The organism is Kitasatospora nipponensis (genome assembly GCF_039528135.1).
GTDB lineage: Bacteria > Actinomycetota > Actinomycetes > Streptomycetales > Streptomycetaceae > Kitasatospora > Kitasatospora nipponensis.
Genome location: NZ_BAAALF010000012.1, coordinates 29,379 through 44,991, shown reverse-complemented (window position 1 = coordinate 44,991; position 15,613 = coordinate 29,379). Strand labels below are relative to the sequence as shown.

15 protein-coding genes are annotated in these 15,613 nt (G+C 74.9%); 9 read left to right on the top strand and 6 right to left on the bottom strand.

Annotated elements, in window-relative coordinates; translation table 11 throughout:
- Positions 1-10 precede the first annotated feature (10 nt).
- The 3 genes from ABD323_RS06175 to ABD323_RS06165 are packed head-to-tail and all read right to left on the bottom strand — an operon-like array spanning position 11 to position 4,752.
- A complete protein-coding gene (locus tag ABD323_RS06175) occupies positions 11-1,201 on the bottom strand; it encodes a DNA polymerase III subunit beta family protein (protein ID WP_344440112.1) in 1,191 nt (396 codons plus the stop codon).
- A gap of 51 nt (positions 1,202-1,252) precedes the next feature.
- Positions 1,253-1,459, bottom strand: coding sequence for a hypothetical protein (locus ABD323_RS06170; RefSeq protein ID WP_344440110.1), 207 nt, complete (start codon positions 1,457-1,459; stop codon positions 1,253-1,255).
- The gene (locus ABD323_RS06165; RefSeq protein ID WP_344440108.1) at positions 1,456-4,752 is read right to left on the bottom strand and encodes an SNF2-related protein; all 3,297 of its coding nucleotides are present in this window, start codon (positions 4,750-4,752) and stop codon (positions 1,456-1,458) included. Before ABD323_RS06165 ends, ABD323_RS06170 begins: the two co-directional genes overlap by 4 nt.
- Before the next feature lie 198 nt (positions 4,753-4,950).
- On the opposite strand from ABD323_RS06165, the gene ABD323_RS06160 reads away from it, so the two are divergent.
- A complete protein-coding gene (locus tag ABD323_RS06160; protein WP_344440106.1) occupies positions 4,951-5,484 on the top strand; it encodes a DinB family protein in 534 nt (177 codons plus the stop codon).
- A gap of 67 nt (positions 5,485-5,551) precedes the next feature.
- Here the strand turns inward: ABD323_RS06160 and ABD323_RS06155 are convergent, their stop codons facing one another.
- Entirely contained in the window at positions 5,552-7,090 is a 1,539-nt protein-coding gene (locus ABD323_RS06155; RefSeq protein ID WP_344440104.1) for a hypothetical protein, read from the bottom strand.
- 132 nt (positions 7,091-7,222) lie between these two features.
- Here ABD323_RS06155 and ABD323_RS06150 point away from each other — a divergent pair, with 132 nt between their 5' ends.
- The 3 genes from ABD323_RS06150 (at position 7,223) to dmpI (ending at position 9,263) form a co-directional block, all read left to right on the top strand.
- Positions 7,223-7,843, top strand: a complete 621-nt coding sequence (locus tag ABD323_RS06150) for a YceI family protein (protein ID WP_344440102.1) — start codon at positions 7,223-7,225, stop codon at positions 7,841-7,843.
- Positions 7,844-8,047: 204 nt separating this feature from the next.
- The gene (locus ABD323_RS06145) at positions 8,048-8,968 is read left to right on the top strand and encodes a LysR family transcriptional regulator (protein ID WP_344440100.1); all 921 of its coding nucleotides are present in this window, start codon (positions 8,048-8,050) and stop codon (positions 8,966-8,968) included.
- A 112-nt stretch (positions 8,969-9,080) separates the two neighbouring features.
- On the top strand, positions 9,081-9,263 hold the full coding sequence (gene dmpI / locus ABD323_RS06140) for a 4-oxalocrotonate tautomerase DmpI (RefSeq protein WP_344440098.1): 183 nt from the start codon (positions 9,081-9,083) through the stop codon (positions 9,261-9,263).
- 34 nt (positions 9,264-9,297) lie between these two features.
- Here the strand turns inward: dmpI and ABD323_RS06135 are convergent, their stop codons facing one another.
- On the bottom strand, positions 9,298-10,320 hold the full coding sequence (locus tag ABD323_RS06135; RefSeq protein WP_344440096.1) for a LysR family transcriptional regulator: 1,023 nt from the start codon (positions 10,318-10,320) through the stop codon (positions 9,298-9,300).
- Positions 10,321-10,486: 166 nt separating this feature from the next.
- Here ABD323_RS06135 and ABD323_RS06130 point away from each other — a divergent pair, with 166 nt between their 5' ends.
- Together ABD323_RS06130 and ABD323_RS06125 are read left to right on the top strand one after the other, a co-directional pair.
- Positions 10,487-11,884, top strand: a complete 1,398-nt coding sequence (locus tag ABD323_RS06130) for an MFS transporter (protein WP_344440094.1) — start codon at positions 10,487-10,489, stop codon at positions 11,882-11,884.
- Positions 11,818-12,300 carry a macro domain-containing protein gene (locus ABD323_RS06125; protein WP_344440091.1) on the top strand — a complete coding sequence of 161 codons (483 nt, stop codon included), beginning with the start codon at positions 11,818-11,820 and terminating at the stop codon, positions 12,298-12,300. The genes ABD323_RS06130 and ABD323_RS06125 overlap by 67 nt, the downstream gene beginning before the upstream one ends.
- A 61-nt stretch (positions 12,301-12,361) precedes the next feature.
- Here ABD323_RS06125 and ABD323_RS06120 read toward each other — a convergent pair whose 3' ends face one another.
- The gene (locus ABD323_RS06120) at positions 12,362-12,913 is read right to left on the bottom strand and encodes a GNAT family N-acetyltransferase (RefSeq protein ID WP_344440089.1); all 552 of its coding nucleotides are present in this window, start codon (positions 12,911-12,913) and stop codon (positions 12,362-12,364) included.
- A gap of 133 nt (positions 12,914-13,046) precedes the next feature.
- On the opposite strand from ABD323_RS06120, the gene ABD323_RS06115 reads away from it, so the two are divergent.
- From ABD323_RS06115 to ABD323_RS06105, 3 genes are all read left to right on the top strand, one after another.
- Positions 13,047-13,226 (top strand): hypothetical protein, encoded by a 180-nt coding sequence (locus ABD323_RS06115; RefSeq protein WP_344440086.1) that lies wholly within the window; start codon positions 13,047-13,049, stop codon positions 13,224-13,226.
- Between the two features lie 283 nt (positions 13,227-13,509).
- The gene (locus ABD323_RS06110; protein WP_425555874.1) at positions 13,510-14,235 is read left to right on the top strand and encodes a TetR/AcrR family transcriptional regulator; all 726 of its coding nucleotides are present in this window, start codon (positions 13,510-13,512) and stop codon (positions 14,233-14,235) included.
- 163 nt (positions 14,236-14,398) lie between these two features.
- Complete coding sequence (locus ABD323_RS06105) at positions 14,399-15,583, top strand: thiolase family protein (RefSeq protein ID WP_344440081.1); 1,185 nt, start codon at positions 14,399-14,401, stop codon at positions 15,581-15,583.
- The last annotated feature ends 30 nt before the right edge of the window (positions 15,584-15,613 follow it).

Below are 15,613 nucleotides of genomic sequence, written 5' to 3'. Positions count from 1 at the left end.
TCGATGGGTGTCAGGACAGCCGGACGGGCATCAGCAGGGAGAACGCGCCCTGCTCGTGGGCGGCCGGACGGATCGCCAGCGGGCTGATCGGTCCTCCGAGTTCGAGGACGAGCTGGCCCGGGGCCCCCGCGTCCAGGGCCTCCAGCAGGAACTCGCGGTTGACGGCCACCCGCAGGTAGGGCTCGCCGTCGGGCAGCACCTCGTCCGCCCGCTCCAGGACGCGCAGCGCGCCGTCGTCGCTCACCGCCAGGACCGTCACCTCGGCGGCCGGCCCGGAGCCGTCCCCGGCCTCGGTGGTGGTCGGCGCGGTACTGCGGGTCGCGCCGTCGGTCACCGCCCGGCGCAGCGCGTCGGCCGTGGTCTCGACCCGGTGGGTGGGCGCCAGTTCCACCAGTCGGCGGTAGTCGGGGAAGTCCAGCTCCAGGCAGTGGCCTTCGGCCCGCCGGCCACCGACCTCGGCGCTCAGGCGGCCGCCCTCGACCGTGAGGGTCAGCAGCTCATCACCGCCACCGTCGGCGTCACCGCCGCCGCCGGCCGCCAGCGCCCCGATCGCGTCGGCGAGCGCGGTCGGCACCAGGAACCCGAGCTCGGGCCGGTCGTCCCCCGCCACCACTGCGGTCCCCTCCGCCGTCCGGGCCAGCAGCGGGGTCTGGGCCACCGCCAGCCGGTGGCGGTCGGTGGCGACCAGCCGCAGCAGTTCCCCGGGCAGGTCGAACAGCACGCCGCCGAGCATCGGGAACGCGGGGTCGGCGCTCACGGCGAAGCGCACGGCCGCGAGCGCCGCGGCCAGTCCGGCGCGGTGCACGCGGAGCCGGACGGCGGTCGGGGCGGCGTTCCGGGCGGAATCGGTACTACTGGTCATCAGGTGCTCCCTCTGGTCGAGCAGGACTCGGACGGCGGAGAGTTCGCGACGCGCGTCGGCCAGCCCGTCCTCCAGGCGTCGCAGGTGGGCGTCCAGCACCCGGCCGGCGACTGCGGCATCGCCGGCCGCCGTCAGGACGAGCCGGATCTCCGCCAACGGCAGGCCCACCCTGCGCAGCCGGCAGACCAGTCGGGCGTCGGCCAGCTGCTCCGGCGCGTACCAGCGGTAGCCGGTCTGCGGGTCCACCCAGGCCGGGCCGAAGACACCCGCACCGTCGTAGAACCGCAGGGCACTGACGGTCAGGCCGCTCTCCTGGGCCAGCTGGCCGATACTTCGCATCACGCTCTCCACGGTGGGGACTCTGCGGCCTCGACCTGGTCGAGGGTCAACTCAGGAAGTCAGCGCACGGTAGACCGGGGCCAGCAGCACCGCGAGGTTCCGCCCGCGAACGGTGATCTCCGGCGCGGCCAGCCGCTCGATCGGCAGTACGGGGACGGGGTCGACGCCCGGCGCAGGGTCGACGTCGGCGGCGGGCGGCCCGGTGTCCTGCCGGAGCGTGAAGTCGCCGTCCCAGTAGTCGTCCAGCTGGTCCGTCACTCCTCGATCGCCTCCTCGGTGAGCGTGAGCAGTTCGCGCAGCTCACCGGCCGAGAGCTCGGTCAGCCAGCGCTCGCCGCCGCCCACCACCGCCTCCGCCAGCGCGCGCTTCGACTCGATCATCTCCGCGATCCGCTCCTCCACGGTCCCGGCGCAGACGAACCGGCGGACCTGCACCTCGCGGCGCTGACCGATCCGGTGGGCCCGGTCGGTGGCCTGCTGCTCGACGGCCGGGTTCCACCAACGGTCCAGGTGGATCACCTGGTTGGCCTCGGCAAGGTTGAGCCCGGTGCCACCCGCCTTGAGCGAGAGCAGGAACACCCCCGGGCCGTCGCACTGTTGGAACCGCTCGACCAGCTCGTCCCGACGCCGGGCGCCGAGCCGGCCGTGCAGGTAGAGCACCTCGGTGTCCAGCCGCTGGGCGAGGTGGCCGTGCAGCAACGAGCCGAACTCGGCGTACTGGGTGAAGACGAGCGCGCGGTCGCCCTGGGCGAGGGCCTGTGCCAGCGTCTCCTCCAGCCGGGCCACCTTCCCCGAGCGCCCGGCCACCGCCGTCCGGTCGTGCAGCAGTTGGGCCGGGTGGTTGCACACCTGCTTGAGCTTACCGATCGCCGCCAGCACCGCACCCTTGCGCTCCACCCCGCGCAGACCACGCAGCCGGTGCAGCAGGTCGGCCACCACCGCCTGGTAGAGCCCGGCCTGTTCGGGGGTCAGAGTGCACCAGAGCGTCATCTCCTGCTTGGCGGGCAGCCCGACCGCCACCGCGGGCTCCCCCTTGCGCCGCCGCAGGATGAACGGGCTGGTGCGGCGGCGCAGTTCGGCCGTCCGCTCGGCGTTGGCGTGCTGCTCCACGGGGATCGAGTAGCGCTCCTTGAAGGCGGCCGCCGAGCCGAGCAGTCCGGGGTTGGCGAAGTCGAGGATGGCGTGCAGCTCGGTGAGGCGGTTCTCCACGGGCGTGCCGGTCAACGCGATCCGGTGCTCGGCGCGGATCGAACGCAGCGCCCGGGACTGGGCGGTGGCGCTGTTCTTGACCGTCTGCGCCTCGTCGGCGATGACCCGGTGCCAGGCGACGGTGCGCAGTTGCTCGGACTCGCGCTGGACCAGGCCGTAGGTGGTGATCACCAGGTCGGCGGCGGCGACGGCGTCCTGCCACTCCCGGCCGGTCGGCCGCTCGGCGCCGTGCTGGACGTGCACCCGCAGCATCGGCGCGAACCTGGCCGCCTCCCGGCGCCAGTTGCCGATCAGCGACATCGGGCAGACCAGCAGGGTCGGCCGGTGTCGCCCGGGCGGGCCGGCCGCCTGCTCGACGGCCAGCAGCGCCAGGGTCTGCACGGTCTTGCCCAACCCCATGTCGTCGGCGAGGACGGCACCGAGGCCCAGCCGGCTGAGCGCCCGCAGCCAGGCCACCCCGCGCTCCTGGTAGGGGCGCAGCACCGTGCCGAACCCGGGCGGCAGCAGCACGGATTCGGACGCGGGCTCGGCTCCAGTGGCCTCGACTCCGGCGGGGGCGGCGAGCAGGTCCGCGAGGACACCACCGGCGGTGATGGCGCCGACCGGCAGCCCGCCCACCAGGGCCCCCGGGTCCAGGGCCACCCGCAGCAGCCGGGCCGGCGCGGTCCGGCCGCTACCGGCCCGGTCCAGGAAGTCGACGGCGGCCCCGATCTGTCGTGAGTCCACCTCGATCCACTGCCCCCGCACCCGGACCAGGCCCTGCTTGGCCGCGGCCAGATCGGCCAACTGCTCGGCGGTGAGCGGCTGTCCGTCCAGCGCGACCTGCCAGTGGAAGGCCACCACGTCGTCCCGGTCGATCCGGGCCGGGCTCTCCACCACCCCGGGCGCGGCCGCCCGGACGGCGAGCGCCATCGTCAGCGACGGCCGGCGCTGCCACCAGGTGGGCAGCAGCACGCCGTACCCGGCGGCGGCCAGCACGGGCGCCGCCGCGCGCAGGAAGTCGAGTGCGCCGGCCCGGTCCAGCAGCAGGGACTGCGGGCGGGAGCGGCGCAGCGCCGGCCGCAGTTCGGCCCGGCAGCGGGCGGCCCGGTCCAGTTCGGCGAGGAAGGCGGCCTGCGGGTCGTCGACCTTGCGCTCGAAGGCGGCGAGCGCCGCGCCCCCGTCCCAGAGATCGGCGGCGGGGACCAGGAGCGACGGCTCGTCCACGGCCTGGAGCAGGAAGTCGACCCGCCAGTGGTCGTCGGACGAGCCCCCCTCGGGATCCGCCGGGTCCGGCCCCAGCGGCTCGACCAGCCGGAAGCAGAGCCGGACGGCGGAGGCCACCGCTGGCTCGGAGGCGTACCAGGCGGCCAGCCCGGCGCCCAGCCGGTCCAGCGCCGCGGCATCGAGGGCCGCCTCGGCGCCGGCCGTCGCGGTGGCGATCCGGCCGTCCGCCGAGGCGAGCGCGGTGAACCAGCTCTCGGTCAGCCGCGCGAGGGCCTGCTCCACCGCCGCCGAGGACGCCTCGCACGCACCGACCTCGGCCGCCGCGTCCCCCTCCGCACCGGCCGCCGCACCGGGGCGCGGCTCGAGTGGCGGCGGCAGCCGCACCGGCCCCAGCGGCTCGGCCAGCGCGGCCCGCACCGCCGGGTCGGTCAGCACGTCCAGCACCTGCGCGAGCAGTTCGTCGGCCGGGCGTCCGGCCCGCGCCACCGGCGGGCAGCCCCCGGCCAGGGCGGCCGCCTCGCGCCGGTCGGCCGCACCGAGCACCGGCTCCCAGCGGGCGCGGGCCACCGCGCCGTCGCGCACCAGCGCGGGCAGCACCCGGCCGCGCCCGACCAGCCGCCAGGCCAGGTCGTGCACCCCGGTCAGCCAGCGCAGCGAGGCACCGTAGGCGACGTCCACCCGGCCGGTGCCGGGCAGCTCGGAACTGGTCATCGACCAGCGCGGGTCGAAGAGCTCGCCGAGCAGTTGGGCCGCCTGCGCCGGCTCGAAGAAGAGCGCCGGCAGCCGCCAGTCGCGCAGCGAGACGCCACTGGGGGCCCGGCTGCCGAGCAGTTCCGGTGAGGGCGACGGCGAGCCGCCCGCCGAGGGCAGGGCCAGCGTGATCCAGCGCTCCGGGGCCTGCCCGGCCAGCCACTCCAGTCCGGGGCCGATCCCGCCCAGCAGCGCGGCCAGCAGCCCGGCCGGGCAGGCGTACGGGTGCGGGCGGGCCGCCCGCCCGGGGGCCTCCCGCAGAGCGCCGGCCTCCTGCGCCGGCTCACCGTACGGCACCGGCGTGCGGGCCAGGCCGAGCCCGCGGGCGTCCTCGGCCCAGAGCGCGAGCCGACCGGCCGGCTGCCAGTGGCCGTGCACGGCGAACATCGGTCCCCGACCTCCTGGGCTGCGAGCACGTGCTCCGGCATCGGCCCGTGCGGATTCCCTTGCAGCCTAGCCACGACCTGCGACAACAGAAGCCGCGACGCTTTGCGGACCGAAGCTGTCCTCAATGCTCGATACGGTCGATCCAACGAAGCGGGCAACCGGGAACCGGTTCCCCGTCCCTGACGAAAGGCGGCCGTTATGCCCACCCTGGTTCGCGCCGAGACCGACGAGCGTGACGGACTGCTGGCCTTCCTCGACGCCCAGCGCGGCGCGCTGCACCGCTCGGTGCACGGCCTGACGGAGGAACAGGCCAACGCCACCCCCACCGCGGGCGTCCTCTCGCTGGCCGGCCTGATCAAGCACGCGGCACTCTGCGAACGCCACTGGATCGTCACCATCCTGATGGGCGGCGAGGTGGCCGAGGCCAACCGTCCGGAGGCGTGGGCCGACCAGTTCCGGCTGGTGGACGGCGAGACCCTGGAGGGCTGGCTGAAGACGTACCAGGAGGTCGCGGCCGAGACCGAGGAGATCATCAACGGCCTGCCGGACCTCGAGGTGGACGCCGCGCTGCCCACCGCCCCCTGGTTCCCGCCGAACAGCCGCCGCACGGCCCGCTGGATCCTGACCCACCTGATCGAGGAGGCCGCCCGCCACGCGGGACACGCCGACATCGTCCGCGAGACGCTGGACGGGCGCACCGCCTTCGAGCTGGTAGCCGACACCGCGAGCTGAGCCCGGCCGGCCCGCCGCCCGCCGCCCGCCGCCCGCGCGCAGGGCGGCGGGCGGCGCGGCTCCCGCCTCAGCTCAGCTCGACGCGGTGGGCCACACCGTGCAGGATCCCGCTCAGCACGCTGCCCGCCGGTGCCCCGGCCTCGCGCAGGACGGCGCGGGCGAGCGCGAAGGCCGCCGTGAAGTCACCGCTGATGTCGAGCGTGATGCTCTCGACGACCGAGCCGTCCTGGTGCAGCAGACGGTGGTGCTGGCCGCCGCTGCCGAGCCCCGCGGCCCGCAGCTCGGCGTTCAGCCGCCAGGCCAGGTCGTCCGCCCAGCCGGGCCCGGGAGCCGCACCGGCATCGACCGCGACTGCGTCCCCGGGTCCGGCCCCGACCGCATCGCCATCGCCCGCGCCCCGCCCCGGCGCGACCGGAACGGTGACCGTGATCCAGTAGTGCAGCATCGGCTCCGGGAGCGCACCGCGCGCCGCCACGGCCCGCAGCAGGGTCCCGGGCTCGGCCCCCAGCACCAGCTCGGCCATCACCAGCCCGCGCAACGGCTGCGCCCGGTCCGCCACCGCCGCGAGCACGGCGCGGTCGACCCCGTCGGCCTCCTCCAGCGCCACCGCGAGCCCTCGCAGCGCCGCCCGCAGGCCCTCGTCGACGCCCGACGACACCGCCGCGCCACCGTCCGGCCGCCCGGCGACGGTCTGCGCCGTCTCCGTCTCCGTCACCGCCGCGACTGCTGCCCGCGCCACCGCCTCGGCCGCCGCGCGGACCCCGGCCACCCGAGCCCACGGCCGGTCCGCCACCTGCGCGCAGCGCTGCTCGGCCCGACGGACCGCCTCGGCCAGCGCCTCGAACGGGAAGTCCCCCTCGAACGGGTCGCGCGTGGAGCAGAGGCCGATCTCGGCGAAGTCCTGGTAGTCGGGGTGCCCGTCGAAGGCGCTGACCCAGGGGCCGTCCTCCTCGTGGTCCCACCCCTCGTCGGGGTACCAGTGGCCGCTCCCCTCCTGGCGGAACCAGCGCACCCCGCCGACCCGGCAGTCCGAGCGCTTGGGGTACACGGCGCGCTGGTAGGCGTCCAGACCGGGCAGCGCGTCGAAGGCGGCGCGCAGCAGCGGCAGCGCGAGCAGGGCGTCCTGCTCGTCGCAGACCGGGGTGAAGCGACCCATTCGGGCCAACGTCGGTCCCGGGTACGGCTGTTCGGGGTCGGCCAGCGCCGCGGCCCGCAGCAACCGGTCCGCCTCGCTCCAGCGCAGCGCGTGCGGGTGCCACTGTTCGAGTTCGTCGAAGCCGAGCCGGGCCGGCGCGGCGCTCCCCGGGTGGTGCAGCCACAGTTCGCTGCCGTCGCGGCTGAAGCGCACGGCGTAGCCGCCACCGAGATCGATGCCCCGTTCGGCGGCCCGGGCCAGCTCCTCCCGGGCCGCTTGGTCCGGGGCGTCCGCGGTCGGGTCGACCCGGCCGGCGTAGAGGTCCCAGCCGTTCACGTCCAGGAAGCAGGTGGCCCAGTAGAGGGCGCGGGCCGCGTCGGCCCCAGCGGTCGCCCCGGCACCGTCGGCGGCGACCTGCGTGCTCTCGGCGCTCTCGACGACCGGCGCCTTCGTGTTCTCGATGTTCCCCACAGCCAGAGCATCCCAGTGCCCTTCCATGGCGACACGAGCAGGGAGACATGGTTGAACATTGAACCAAAGCGCGTTACGGTGGACCCATCAAGTTGAAGCCTAAACAAATGGCTTCCGACCCGAGGAGTAGCCATGGGCCTGTTCAGCCGCAAGAGCACCGACAGCACCACCACCACCGCCGTCATCGACGCTCCGACTCCGGCCGCCGGCGCCGACCTGGCCCACCTGACCGGCGACTACACGATCGACAGCACGCACAGCCGGATCGGCTTCGCGGTGCGCCACGCCATGGTCACCAACGTGCGCGGCGAGTTCACCGACTACACCGGCCGGCTGCACCTCGACGGGAGCAACCCCGCCGCCTCCAGCGCGGAGCTGGTGATCCAGGTCGCCAGCGTCGACACCAAGAACGAGCAGCGCGACGGCCACCTGCGCACCGGCGACTTCTTCGAGGCCGAGACCCACCCGGAGATCACCTTCCGGAGCACCGCGGCCGAGCAGGTGGACGCCGACACCTACCGGCTGACCGGCGACCTCACCATCAAGGCCACCACTCGCCCGGTCGTGCTCACGCTGGACTTCACCGGCTCCGCCACCGACCCGTACGGCATCCAGCGGCTCGGCTTCGAGGGCAGCGCGACCGTCGACCGCACGGACTTCGGCCTGACCTACAACGCGGCGCTGGAGACCGGTGGCGTGCTGATCGGCGAGAAGGTCAAGCTCAGCTTCGACATCTCCGCCGTCCGCTCCTGAGCCCCCTGCCCGACACCCCGGGACCGCCCGACCAGCCCGGGCCCGAACCATCCCGGGCCCGACCGGTCCCGCCCCGCACCTGCGCACGGCCCCCGGACCTGCCCGTACGGCAGGATGACCGGGGGCCCGCGGACGGGCGGCCGGCCGCACCGGGCCACAGCCGGGGCGGCATCGGGGACAGGAGCGGGAGCAGGGGGGACGGCGGTGGAGCTGCGGCAGCTGCGCTACTTCGTGACGGTGGCCGAGGAACTGCACTTCGGCCGGGCCGCCGAACGACTGCTGATCGGCCAGCCCGCCGTCAGCCAGCAGATCCGGCGCCTGGAACGGGAGTTGAAGGTCGAGCTGTTCGACCGCACCCCTCGCCTGGTGCAACTCACCCCGGCCGGTGAGGCGTTCCTGCCCGCGGCCCGCGCGGTGCTGGGCGCCGAGGACGCCGCCCGGGCGGTGGCCGCCGACCTGGCGGCCGGCCGGCTCGGTGCCTTCCGACTCGGCACGATGAACGGTCTCGGCGAGCGGCTGGACCGCATTCTGGACGCCTTCGCCGCGCACGCCCCGGACGTCCAGGTGGAGTTGACCGCCCTGCCGACCCGCGAACGGCTCGCCCGGCTCGCGGACGGCCGCCTGGAAGCCGCCTTCCTGCGCGGGGCCATGCCGCCGGACTCCACCGAGATCCGATATCTTCCGCTCTGGCACGAGGAGTTGGTGGCCGCCGTACCGTCCGGGCACCCACTGGCGGAGCAGCCCGCACTCCGGCTCGCCGACCTCGCCCGACTCCCGTTGCGACTGACCGAACGACGCAACCACCCCGCCCTGGTGGACCTGGTACTGACCGGCTGCCGGCAGGCGGGCTTCGAACCGGTTCCGGGCCCGCCCAGCAGCTCGCTGCAGGACACCCTGGCCACGATCGGCTCCGGCACCCCGATGTGGACCGTCGTGTACGCCGCGAACGCCCGGATCATGCGGATCCCGCGGGTCGCCTTCGTCCCGTTCGCCTCCCCCGGCCTGGCGCTGCCGACCGCGCTGGCGGTCCGGTCCGGCCCGCTCCCGCGCAGGCTCGAGCCGCTGCTCACCCTCCTGGTCGGCGCCTGCCGACCCGCTCCCACCGGCCACGATCAGGATCCGTGATCGCTGCCGGAGCGAATCGGGCCTGGGTGGCGGGCGCCGGATGCGATCAACTGGTCCGGTCGGCAGGACGCACCGGACCAACCGGTGCGGGCCGCGAGTTGAGGAGCAGATCATGCCCGTCGTCACCGTGCAGCAGGGCCCCCGCACCGTCGAGCTCAAGCGCGAACTGGTCGCCCGGATCACCGACGCCTTCGTGGACGCCTACCAGATCCCGGCGGAGAGCGTGCAGGTCTGGATCCACGAGGTACCCACCGACAGCTGGGGCACGGCCGGCCGGCTGACCGCCGACCGTTAGAACCTCTCGGTCCGCCGGTCCGCCGGTCCGCCGGTCAGGCGGCGCCCGCCGCGCTGCGCGGGGCGAGCAGCAGCCGGTCCTCCGCCGTCAGCCAGGCGCCGGACGGAGGGGTCAACCAGCCCTCCCGGCTGCCGAGTTCGACGGCCTCCCGGTACAGCAGCGCGATCCCCGACCGGTCCGGGGCGCCGGGGTCCCCCACCCCGGCCACCCCGCCGGGGCCGGCCCGGCAGACCAGGCTGACCAGGGTCAGCGGCACCGGATCCACCAGTGCCCGGGTGACCACCCCCGGGAGCTCCGGGCCACCCAGTGTGGTCAGCATCGGAACGCCGTGCCGGGTCAGGTAGCGGGCCGTCTCCTCCACCCCGACCGGTGGGGCGAGTGCCGCCGCGGCCGTCAGCCCGTGGGCCGCCACCAGCCTTTCGCCGAAGGCGGTCCACTCCGTGGTGGCCGGGTTCCCGGCGCAGATGTCCACCGGGTGGTCCGCCAGCTCGGCCAGCCGGACGGCTCCGCGACCGGCGAGCGGGTGCCCGGTCGGCAGCATCAGCGCCAACCGCTCCAGCCGGACCGGTCGTTGGTCCAGCCGCTCGCGCACCGCGGCCGGCAGTCCGGCGAACCAGCCGAACGAGACATCCAGTCGCCCGGCGATCAACTCCCTGGCAGCGGCGGCGAGTCCACCGTGATAGCGGGCCAGCAGCTCCAGCTCCGGAGCGGCCGCCCGGGCCGCCGCCAGGATCCGTTCCCCGGTCAGGTCCTCCCCGCTGACCGCGCTGTTCAGGTCCACCAGCACCGGGCGGCCGGGCGGCGGCGCGAGGATCTCCTCCTGCAGCGCGAGCAGCCTCCTGGCCTGCGGCAGCAGTTGCTCGCCCGCCGCGGTGAGCGCCACCCGGCGCGTGGTGCGGGTGAGCAGCCGGCGCCCGAGCAACTGTTCCAGCGTGCGGATGTCCCGGCTCAACGCCTGCTGCGCGATGTGCAGCGAGGCGGCCGCCCGGCCGAAGTGCAGCATCTCGGCGGTCGCGACGAAGCCGCGCAGCAGGCGGGGGTGCAGGTCGACGGGCATGTCCGGCAGGCTAGACAAGCAGCCGCGGATCGACAACACGGATGCGTCAGTGCGCGGAAACAGGTGTTGGACCTCCCGGTGCCCCACCGGCCAGGCTGAAGGCCCCTCCCCTCCCTCCGCCGGCCCCGGCCGGCGCCTCCGGCCTTCCCGGCCCTCCTGGAGTCCCGTGTTCTCCGCGTACCGCCGCGTCCTCGCCGTGCCCGGCGCGGTCGCCTTCACCTGCTACGGACTGCTCGGCCGGCTCGCCTTCGGCATGCTCGGCGTCAGCCTGCTGACCGCGACGGTCGACCGCCGCGGCTCCTACGCGCTGGCCGGCGCCGTCTCCGCGGCCGGGCTGGTCGGGGTGGCCCTCGGTCTGCCCCTGCTGGGCCGCCTGGTCGACCGTTACGGGCAGGCCCGGGTGACGGTGCCCGCCGCACTGATCAGCGCCGTGCCGCGGCTGGCCCTGGCCGTGCTGATCCCCGGCGGCGCGCCGGCCTGGGTGCTCCTCGGCTGCGCCTTCGCCGCCTCGGCGGCCCCCAACCTCGGCGGCATGGCCCGGTCCCGCTGGGCCCACCTGCACCGCGCGGACCCGGCTGCCCGGCACACCGCCAACTCCCTGGAACAGGCGCTGGACGAGCTCACGTTCATGTCGGGTCCGGTGCTGGGCGTGCTGCTCTGCAGTTCGCTCTTCCCGGAGGCCGGCCTGCTCGCCGCCACCGCGCTGAACACGGTCGGCGCCCTGCTCTTCGCGGCCCAACGCCGCACCGAACCGCCACTCGCCCCGCCCGTACCCCGTCCCCTCGCCAACACCGGCGAGACGCGCACCACCAGCACCGGCCGTTCGCCGCTGCGCGCGCCCGCGACCGTGCTCCTGGTGGCCGTCTTCCTCACCGTCGGCGCCGTCTTCGGCTCGCTGGAGATCACCACGCTCGCCTGCGCGGCCGCCCGGGGCCGGCAGTCCTCGGCCGGCCTGCTGCTGGCGCTGCTGGCGGCCGGGTCCTGCGGGTCCGGCCTGGTCTTCGGGCTGCTGCCGGCCCGCCGGGCGCCCGCCACCCGGTTCCTGTGCGGGCTGGCCGCGATGGCCTGCCTGCTGACGCTGCCGCTCCTCGTGGGCGTCCTCGGCGGCGGCCTGGCCCCACTCGCCCTGGCCCTGCTGGTGACCGGTACGGGTACCGCGCCGACCATGGTCACCGGCATGACGCTGCTGCAGAACGTGCTGCCCGCCGGCACGCTCAACGAGGGGATGGCACTGGCCGTCTCCGGCATCGTCACGGGCATCTCGGCCGGCTCGGCGCTGGGCGGCCTGGCCGCCCAGGGTGGTCACCCCGGCGCCGGCTACGCGATCGCGGCCGCCGCCGGCCTGCTGGCCCTGCTGATCGCGACGGCCCGCCGCCGGCTGCTGCGCCGCCCGGCCGTCGCCACCACCGCCACCGCCACCGCCATAACGGCCACCGCCACCGCCACCGCACCGAAAATCCCCGCCGCCCTGTCGGCCTCCGCCCGTACGCTGCCGCCATGGCGAACCGGATCGACTACCGGCGGGGCGACGCGACCTGCCCGCAAGCCAAAGGGCCCAAAGTGATCGCCCATGTCTGCAACGACCGGGGCGGCTGGGGACGGGGGTTCGTGCTCGCCCTCTCCCGGCGCTGGCCGGAGCCCGAGGCGGCCTACCGCCGCTGGCACCGCGAGCGCGCAAGCAACGACTTCGGCCTCGGCGCGCTGCAACTGGTCCAGGTCCAGGAACAGGTGTGGGTGGCCAACATGGTCGGCCAGCACGGCATCCGGGTCGGCCGCTCGACCGCCGTCCCGGTCCGCTACAAGGCCATCGACGCCGCGCTGGCGAAGCTGGCCGAGCCGGTCCTCGCCCTCGGCGCCTCGGTGCACATGCCGCGGATCGGCTGCGGCCTGGCGCACGGGCGGTGGGAGGAGATCGAGCCGCTGATCACCGCCCGGCTGACCGACCGGGGCGTGGCCGTCACGGTCTACGACCACGACTGACCGGCCCGCCCCGGCACGCTTCACCCCCAGCGGACCCGCCCGGGCCGCCGCTCCGCCCGCCCTACCCGCGCGGCCAGCTGTACTCGAACTCCGGCAGCTCGACGCCGCCGCGGAACCCGGCATACCCACGGCGCGTCCGGACCCCGCCCGCCCGCTCGTAGAAGGCGATCGCGCGGTGGTTGGCGGCCAGCACCTCCAGGTAGAGCTCGGCGCCCCCGTACACCTCGGCCACCCGGGCCCGGGAGGCGCGCAGCAGCGCCGCACCGGTCCCCGCCCCGGTGTGCCCGGGACGGACGTGCAGGTTGTCCAGCAGCACCCGGCCGTCCGGCTGCGGGACCAGGTAGCCGAAGCCGATCAGCTCGCCCTCGGCGTTCTCGGCCACGAGCAGCTGCGGCGTGTTGGTCGGCTCCCCGTAGTCGGCACCGAGCCGGATGCTCCAGAGCTCGGACCGCTCCTCGGCCAGCCCGTCCCCCAGGATCTCGGCCGGCACGATCCCGGCGTACGCGCTGCGCCAGCTCATGGCGTGCAGCGCGGCGACGGCCGCCGCGTCGGCGGTGCCGCCGGACCGGATCGAGACGTCGGTGGCCGGAGCAGCGGCTGTCGATTCGTTCACGGTCCGATCCTGCCATGGCGATCCGGCCCGGGGAAGGCAGTTGAACGCGTTCAACGATGGGTCTACAGTCACTCCCGCAAGGATCTTGAACGCGTTCGAAACGATCTGTTCCTCGATGGATGGAGTGTTCTCGATGGACCGCACCGCGGTCGGCCGTGCCCACGGCCCGCAGTACCGGCCGCCCGGCCGGGACACGGCCCCGGGGTGCCCCGGCGCCCGCCGGGACACCGCCTGGTCGCCGGTGCCGAGCGGCGCCGGCGCCCGCCGCGGCCGCGCCACGCCGCCGCCGGGGGCCACGCCCGCGTCGGTCTGAGCACCGACGGCCGAGCGCGGGAGGTGGGGCGCGGCAGGTGGGGCGCGGGAGGTGGAGGCAGTACGGCGAGGGCCGAACCGGGTGCGGAGGGGGCACCCGGTCCACCCACGCCGCACTGCTCCCATCTCCCCAACCCCAGCTCCCCCGGCCGCCGGTGGCCGGGCCGTGGCCGGGCCGGGCCGACGCGATCCGCCGGACACCGTGAGCGGCCCGGGTAGGCTCACCAGCCGTGGACGTTCAGAAGGGCAGCAGCCCCAGCGAGGACAGGCCCGCCCCGGCGACCGTGGAGGCGGCCGAGCTCCCGGGGGGTCGAGCGCGCCCGAAGACCGGCAAGAGCGAGCAGACCCGCGCGCTGATCCTGGAGACCGCCATGCGTCTCTTCCAGGAGCGCGGCTACGAGAAGACCACCATGCGCGCCATCGCCGCCGAGGCCGGCATCTCCGTCGGGAACGCCTACTACTACTTCGAGTCGAAGGAGTTCCTGATCCAGGGCTTCTACGACCGGATGACCCACGAGCACGCGGCGGACGCCCGGGAGCGCATGCGCGGCCAGGTCGACTTCGACGCCCGACTGGAGAGCGCGCTCACCTCGTGGCTCGACTGCGCGGCGGCCTACCACGAGTTCGCCGCCCAGTTCTTCCGCACCGCCGCCGACCCGACGAGCTCGCTGAGCCCGTTCTCCAACGAGTCGCACCCCGCCCGCGCCACCTCGGTCGCACTCTTCGCCGACGTGCTGTCCGGCTCGGAGCTGGCACCGAAACTCGATCCCGAGCTGGCCGAGCTGCTGCCCGACCTGCTCTGGCTGCACCTCATGATCGTGGTGCTCTACTGGGTCTTCGACCGCACCCCGGACACCGAGCGGACCCGCGAGTTCGTCCGGCGCTCCACGCCGATGGCGGCCCGGGTCATCCGACTCTCCCGCTACCGGGTCTTCCGCCCGATCGTGCGGGACGCCAAGGGGCTGATCCAGGACTTCATCCTGCCGACCATAGGCCGCACCGCGAAGTGACCCCGCTGCCCTGATCGCACCCCCGGCGACCCGGCTCCGACAGCCCGCCAGGCAGTCCTCCTTCCCACTCCTCAGTAGGTTGTATTTTCAAACCTGCTAGCGCTACGCTCGGTACCGACCAGTAGGTTTGATTTTCAAATCAACTCGACGCCCGGGAGCCCCCATGCGCGACGCCGTCATCGTCGAAGCCGTCCGCACGCCGATCGGCCGGGGCCGGCCCGGCGGCGCGCTGGCCGGCGTGCACCCGGTCGAGCTGCTCGCGCACACCCTGCGCACGCTCGTCGAGCGCACCGGCATCGACCCGGCCCTGCTCGACGACGTGATCGGCGGCTGCGTGGACCAGGTCGGCGAGCAGGCCATGAACACCACCCGGTACGCCGTGCTCTCCGCGGGGTTCCCCGAGTCGGTGCCGGCCACCACCATCGACCGGCAGTGCGGCTCCTCCCAGCAGGCCGTGCACTTCGCCGCGCAGGGCGTCCTCAGCGGCGCCTACGACCTCGTCATCGCCTGCGGGGTGGAGTCGATGAGCCGGGTGCCGATGTGGTCCAACGTGCCGCCCGGCGCCGACCCGTTCGGGCCGGGGGTGGCCGCACGCTACCCCGGCGGGCTGGTCCCGCAGGGGGTCAGCGCCGAACTCGTCGCGGCCCGGTGGTCGATCGGTCGGGACGAGATGGACGCCTTCGCCACCACCTCCCACCAGCGGGCCGCCGCCGCCCACGCGGCCGGGCGGTTCGCCGACGAGCTGGCGCCGGTGCCCACCGAGGACGGCCCGGTCGATGCCGACGAGTCCGTGCGCCCCGGCACCACCCCGCAGATCCTGGCCGGCCTGCGCCCCGCCTTCGAGGACCCGCGGTTCACCGCCCGCTTCCCGCAGATCGACTGGTCGGTCACCGCGGGCAACAGCAGCCCGGTCAACGACGGGGCGTCGGCCGTGCTGATCACCAGCAGCGAGACGGCCGCCCGTCTCGGCCTGCGCCCGCGGGCCCGGCTGCACGGCTTCGCGGTGACGGGGGACGATCCGCTGCTGATGCTCACCGGCGTGATCCCGGCCACCGAGAAGGTGCTGCGGCGGGCCGGCCTCCAGCTGCGCGACATCGACCTGTTCGAGGTGAACGAGGCCTTCGCCTCCGTGGTGCTGGCCTGGCAGCGGGAGACCGGCGCCGACCTGGCCAAGGTCAACGTCCACGGGGGTGCGATCGCCCTGGGTCACCCACTGGGAGCCAGCGGCACCCGGCTGCTGACCACCCTGGTGAACGCCATGGAACAGCGCGGCGCCCGCTACGGCCTGCAGACCATGTGCGAGGCCGGCGGGCTCGCCAACGCCACCGTCCTCGAAGCCATCCGCTGACCCCGGCGGGGTGGCCGGCGCCACCGGCCA

Bases quoted from the DNA above. Each gene is read 5' to 3' on its own strand.
- ABD323_RS06175 (WP_344440112.1), bottom strand. From the start codon at position 1,201: ATGCGAAGTATCGGCCAGCTGGCCCAGGAGAGCGGCCTGACCGTCAGT.
- ABD323_RS06165 (WP_344440108.1), bottom strand. From the start codon at position 4,752: ATGTTCGCCGTGCACGGCCACTGGCAGCCGGCCGGTCGGCTCGCGCTC.
- ABD323_RS06160 (WP_344440106.1), top strand. From the start codon at position 4,951: ATGCCCACCCTGGTTCGCGCCGAGACCGACGAGCGTGACGGACTGCTG.
- ABD323_RS06150 (WP_344440102.1), top strand. From the start codon at position 7,223: ATGGGCCTGTTCAGCCGCAAGAGCACCGACAGCACCACCACCACCGCC.
- dmpI (WP_344440098.1), top strand. From the start codon at position 9,081: ATGCCCGTCGTCACCGTGCAGCAGGGCCCCCGCACCGTCGAGCTCAAG.
- ABD323_RS06135 (WP_344440096.1), bottom strand. From the start codon at position 10,320: ATGCCCGTCGACCTGCACCCCCGCCTGCTGCGCGGCTTCGTCGCGACC.
- ABD323_RS06125 (WP_344440091.1), top strand. From the start codon at position 11,818: ATGGCGAACCGGATCGACTACCGGCGGGGCGACGCGACCTGCCCGCAA.
- ABD323_RS06115 (WP_344440086.1), top strand. From the start codon at position 13,047: ATGGACCGCACCGCGGTCGGCCGTGCCCACGGCCCGCAGTACCGGCCG.
- ABD323_RS06105 (WP_344440081.1), top strand. From the start codon at position 14,399: ATGCGCGACGCCGTCATCGTCGAAGCCGTCCGCACGCCGATCGGCCGG.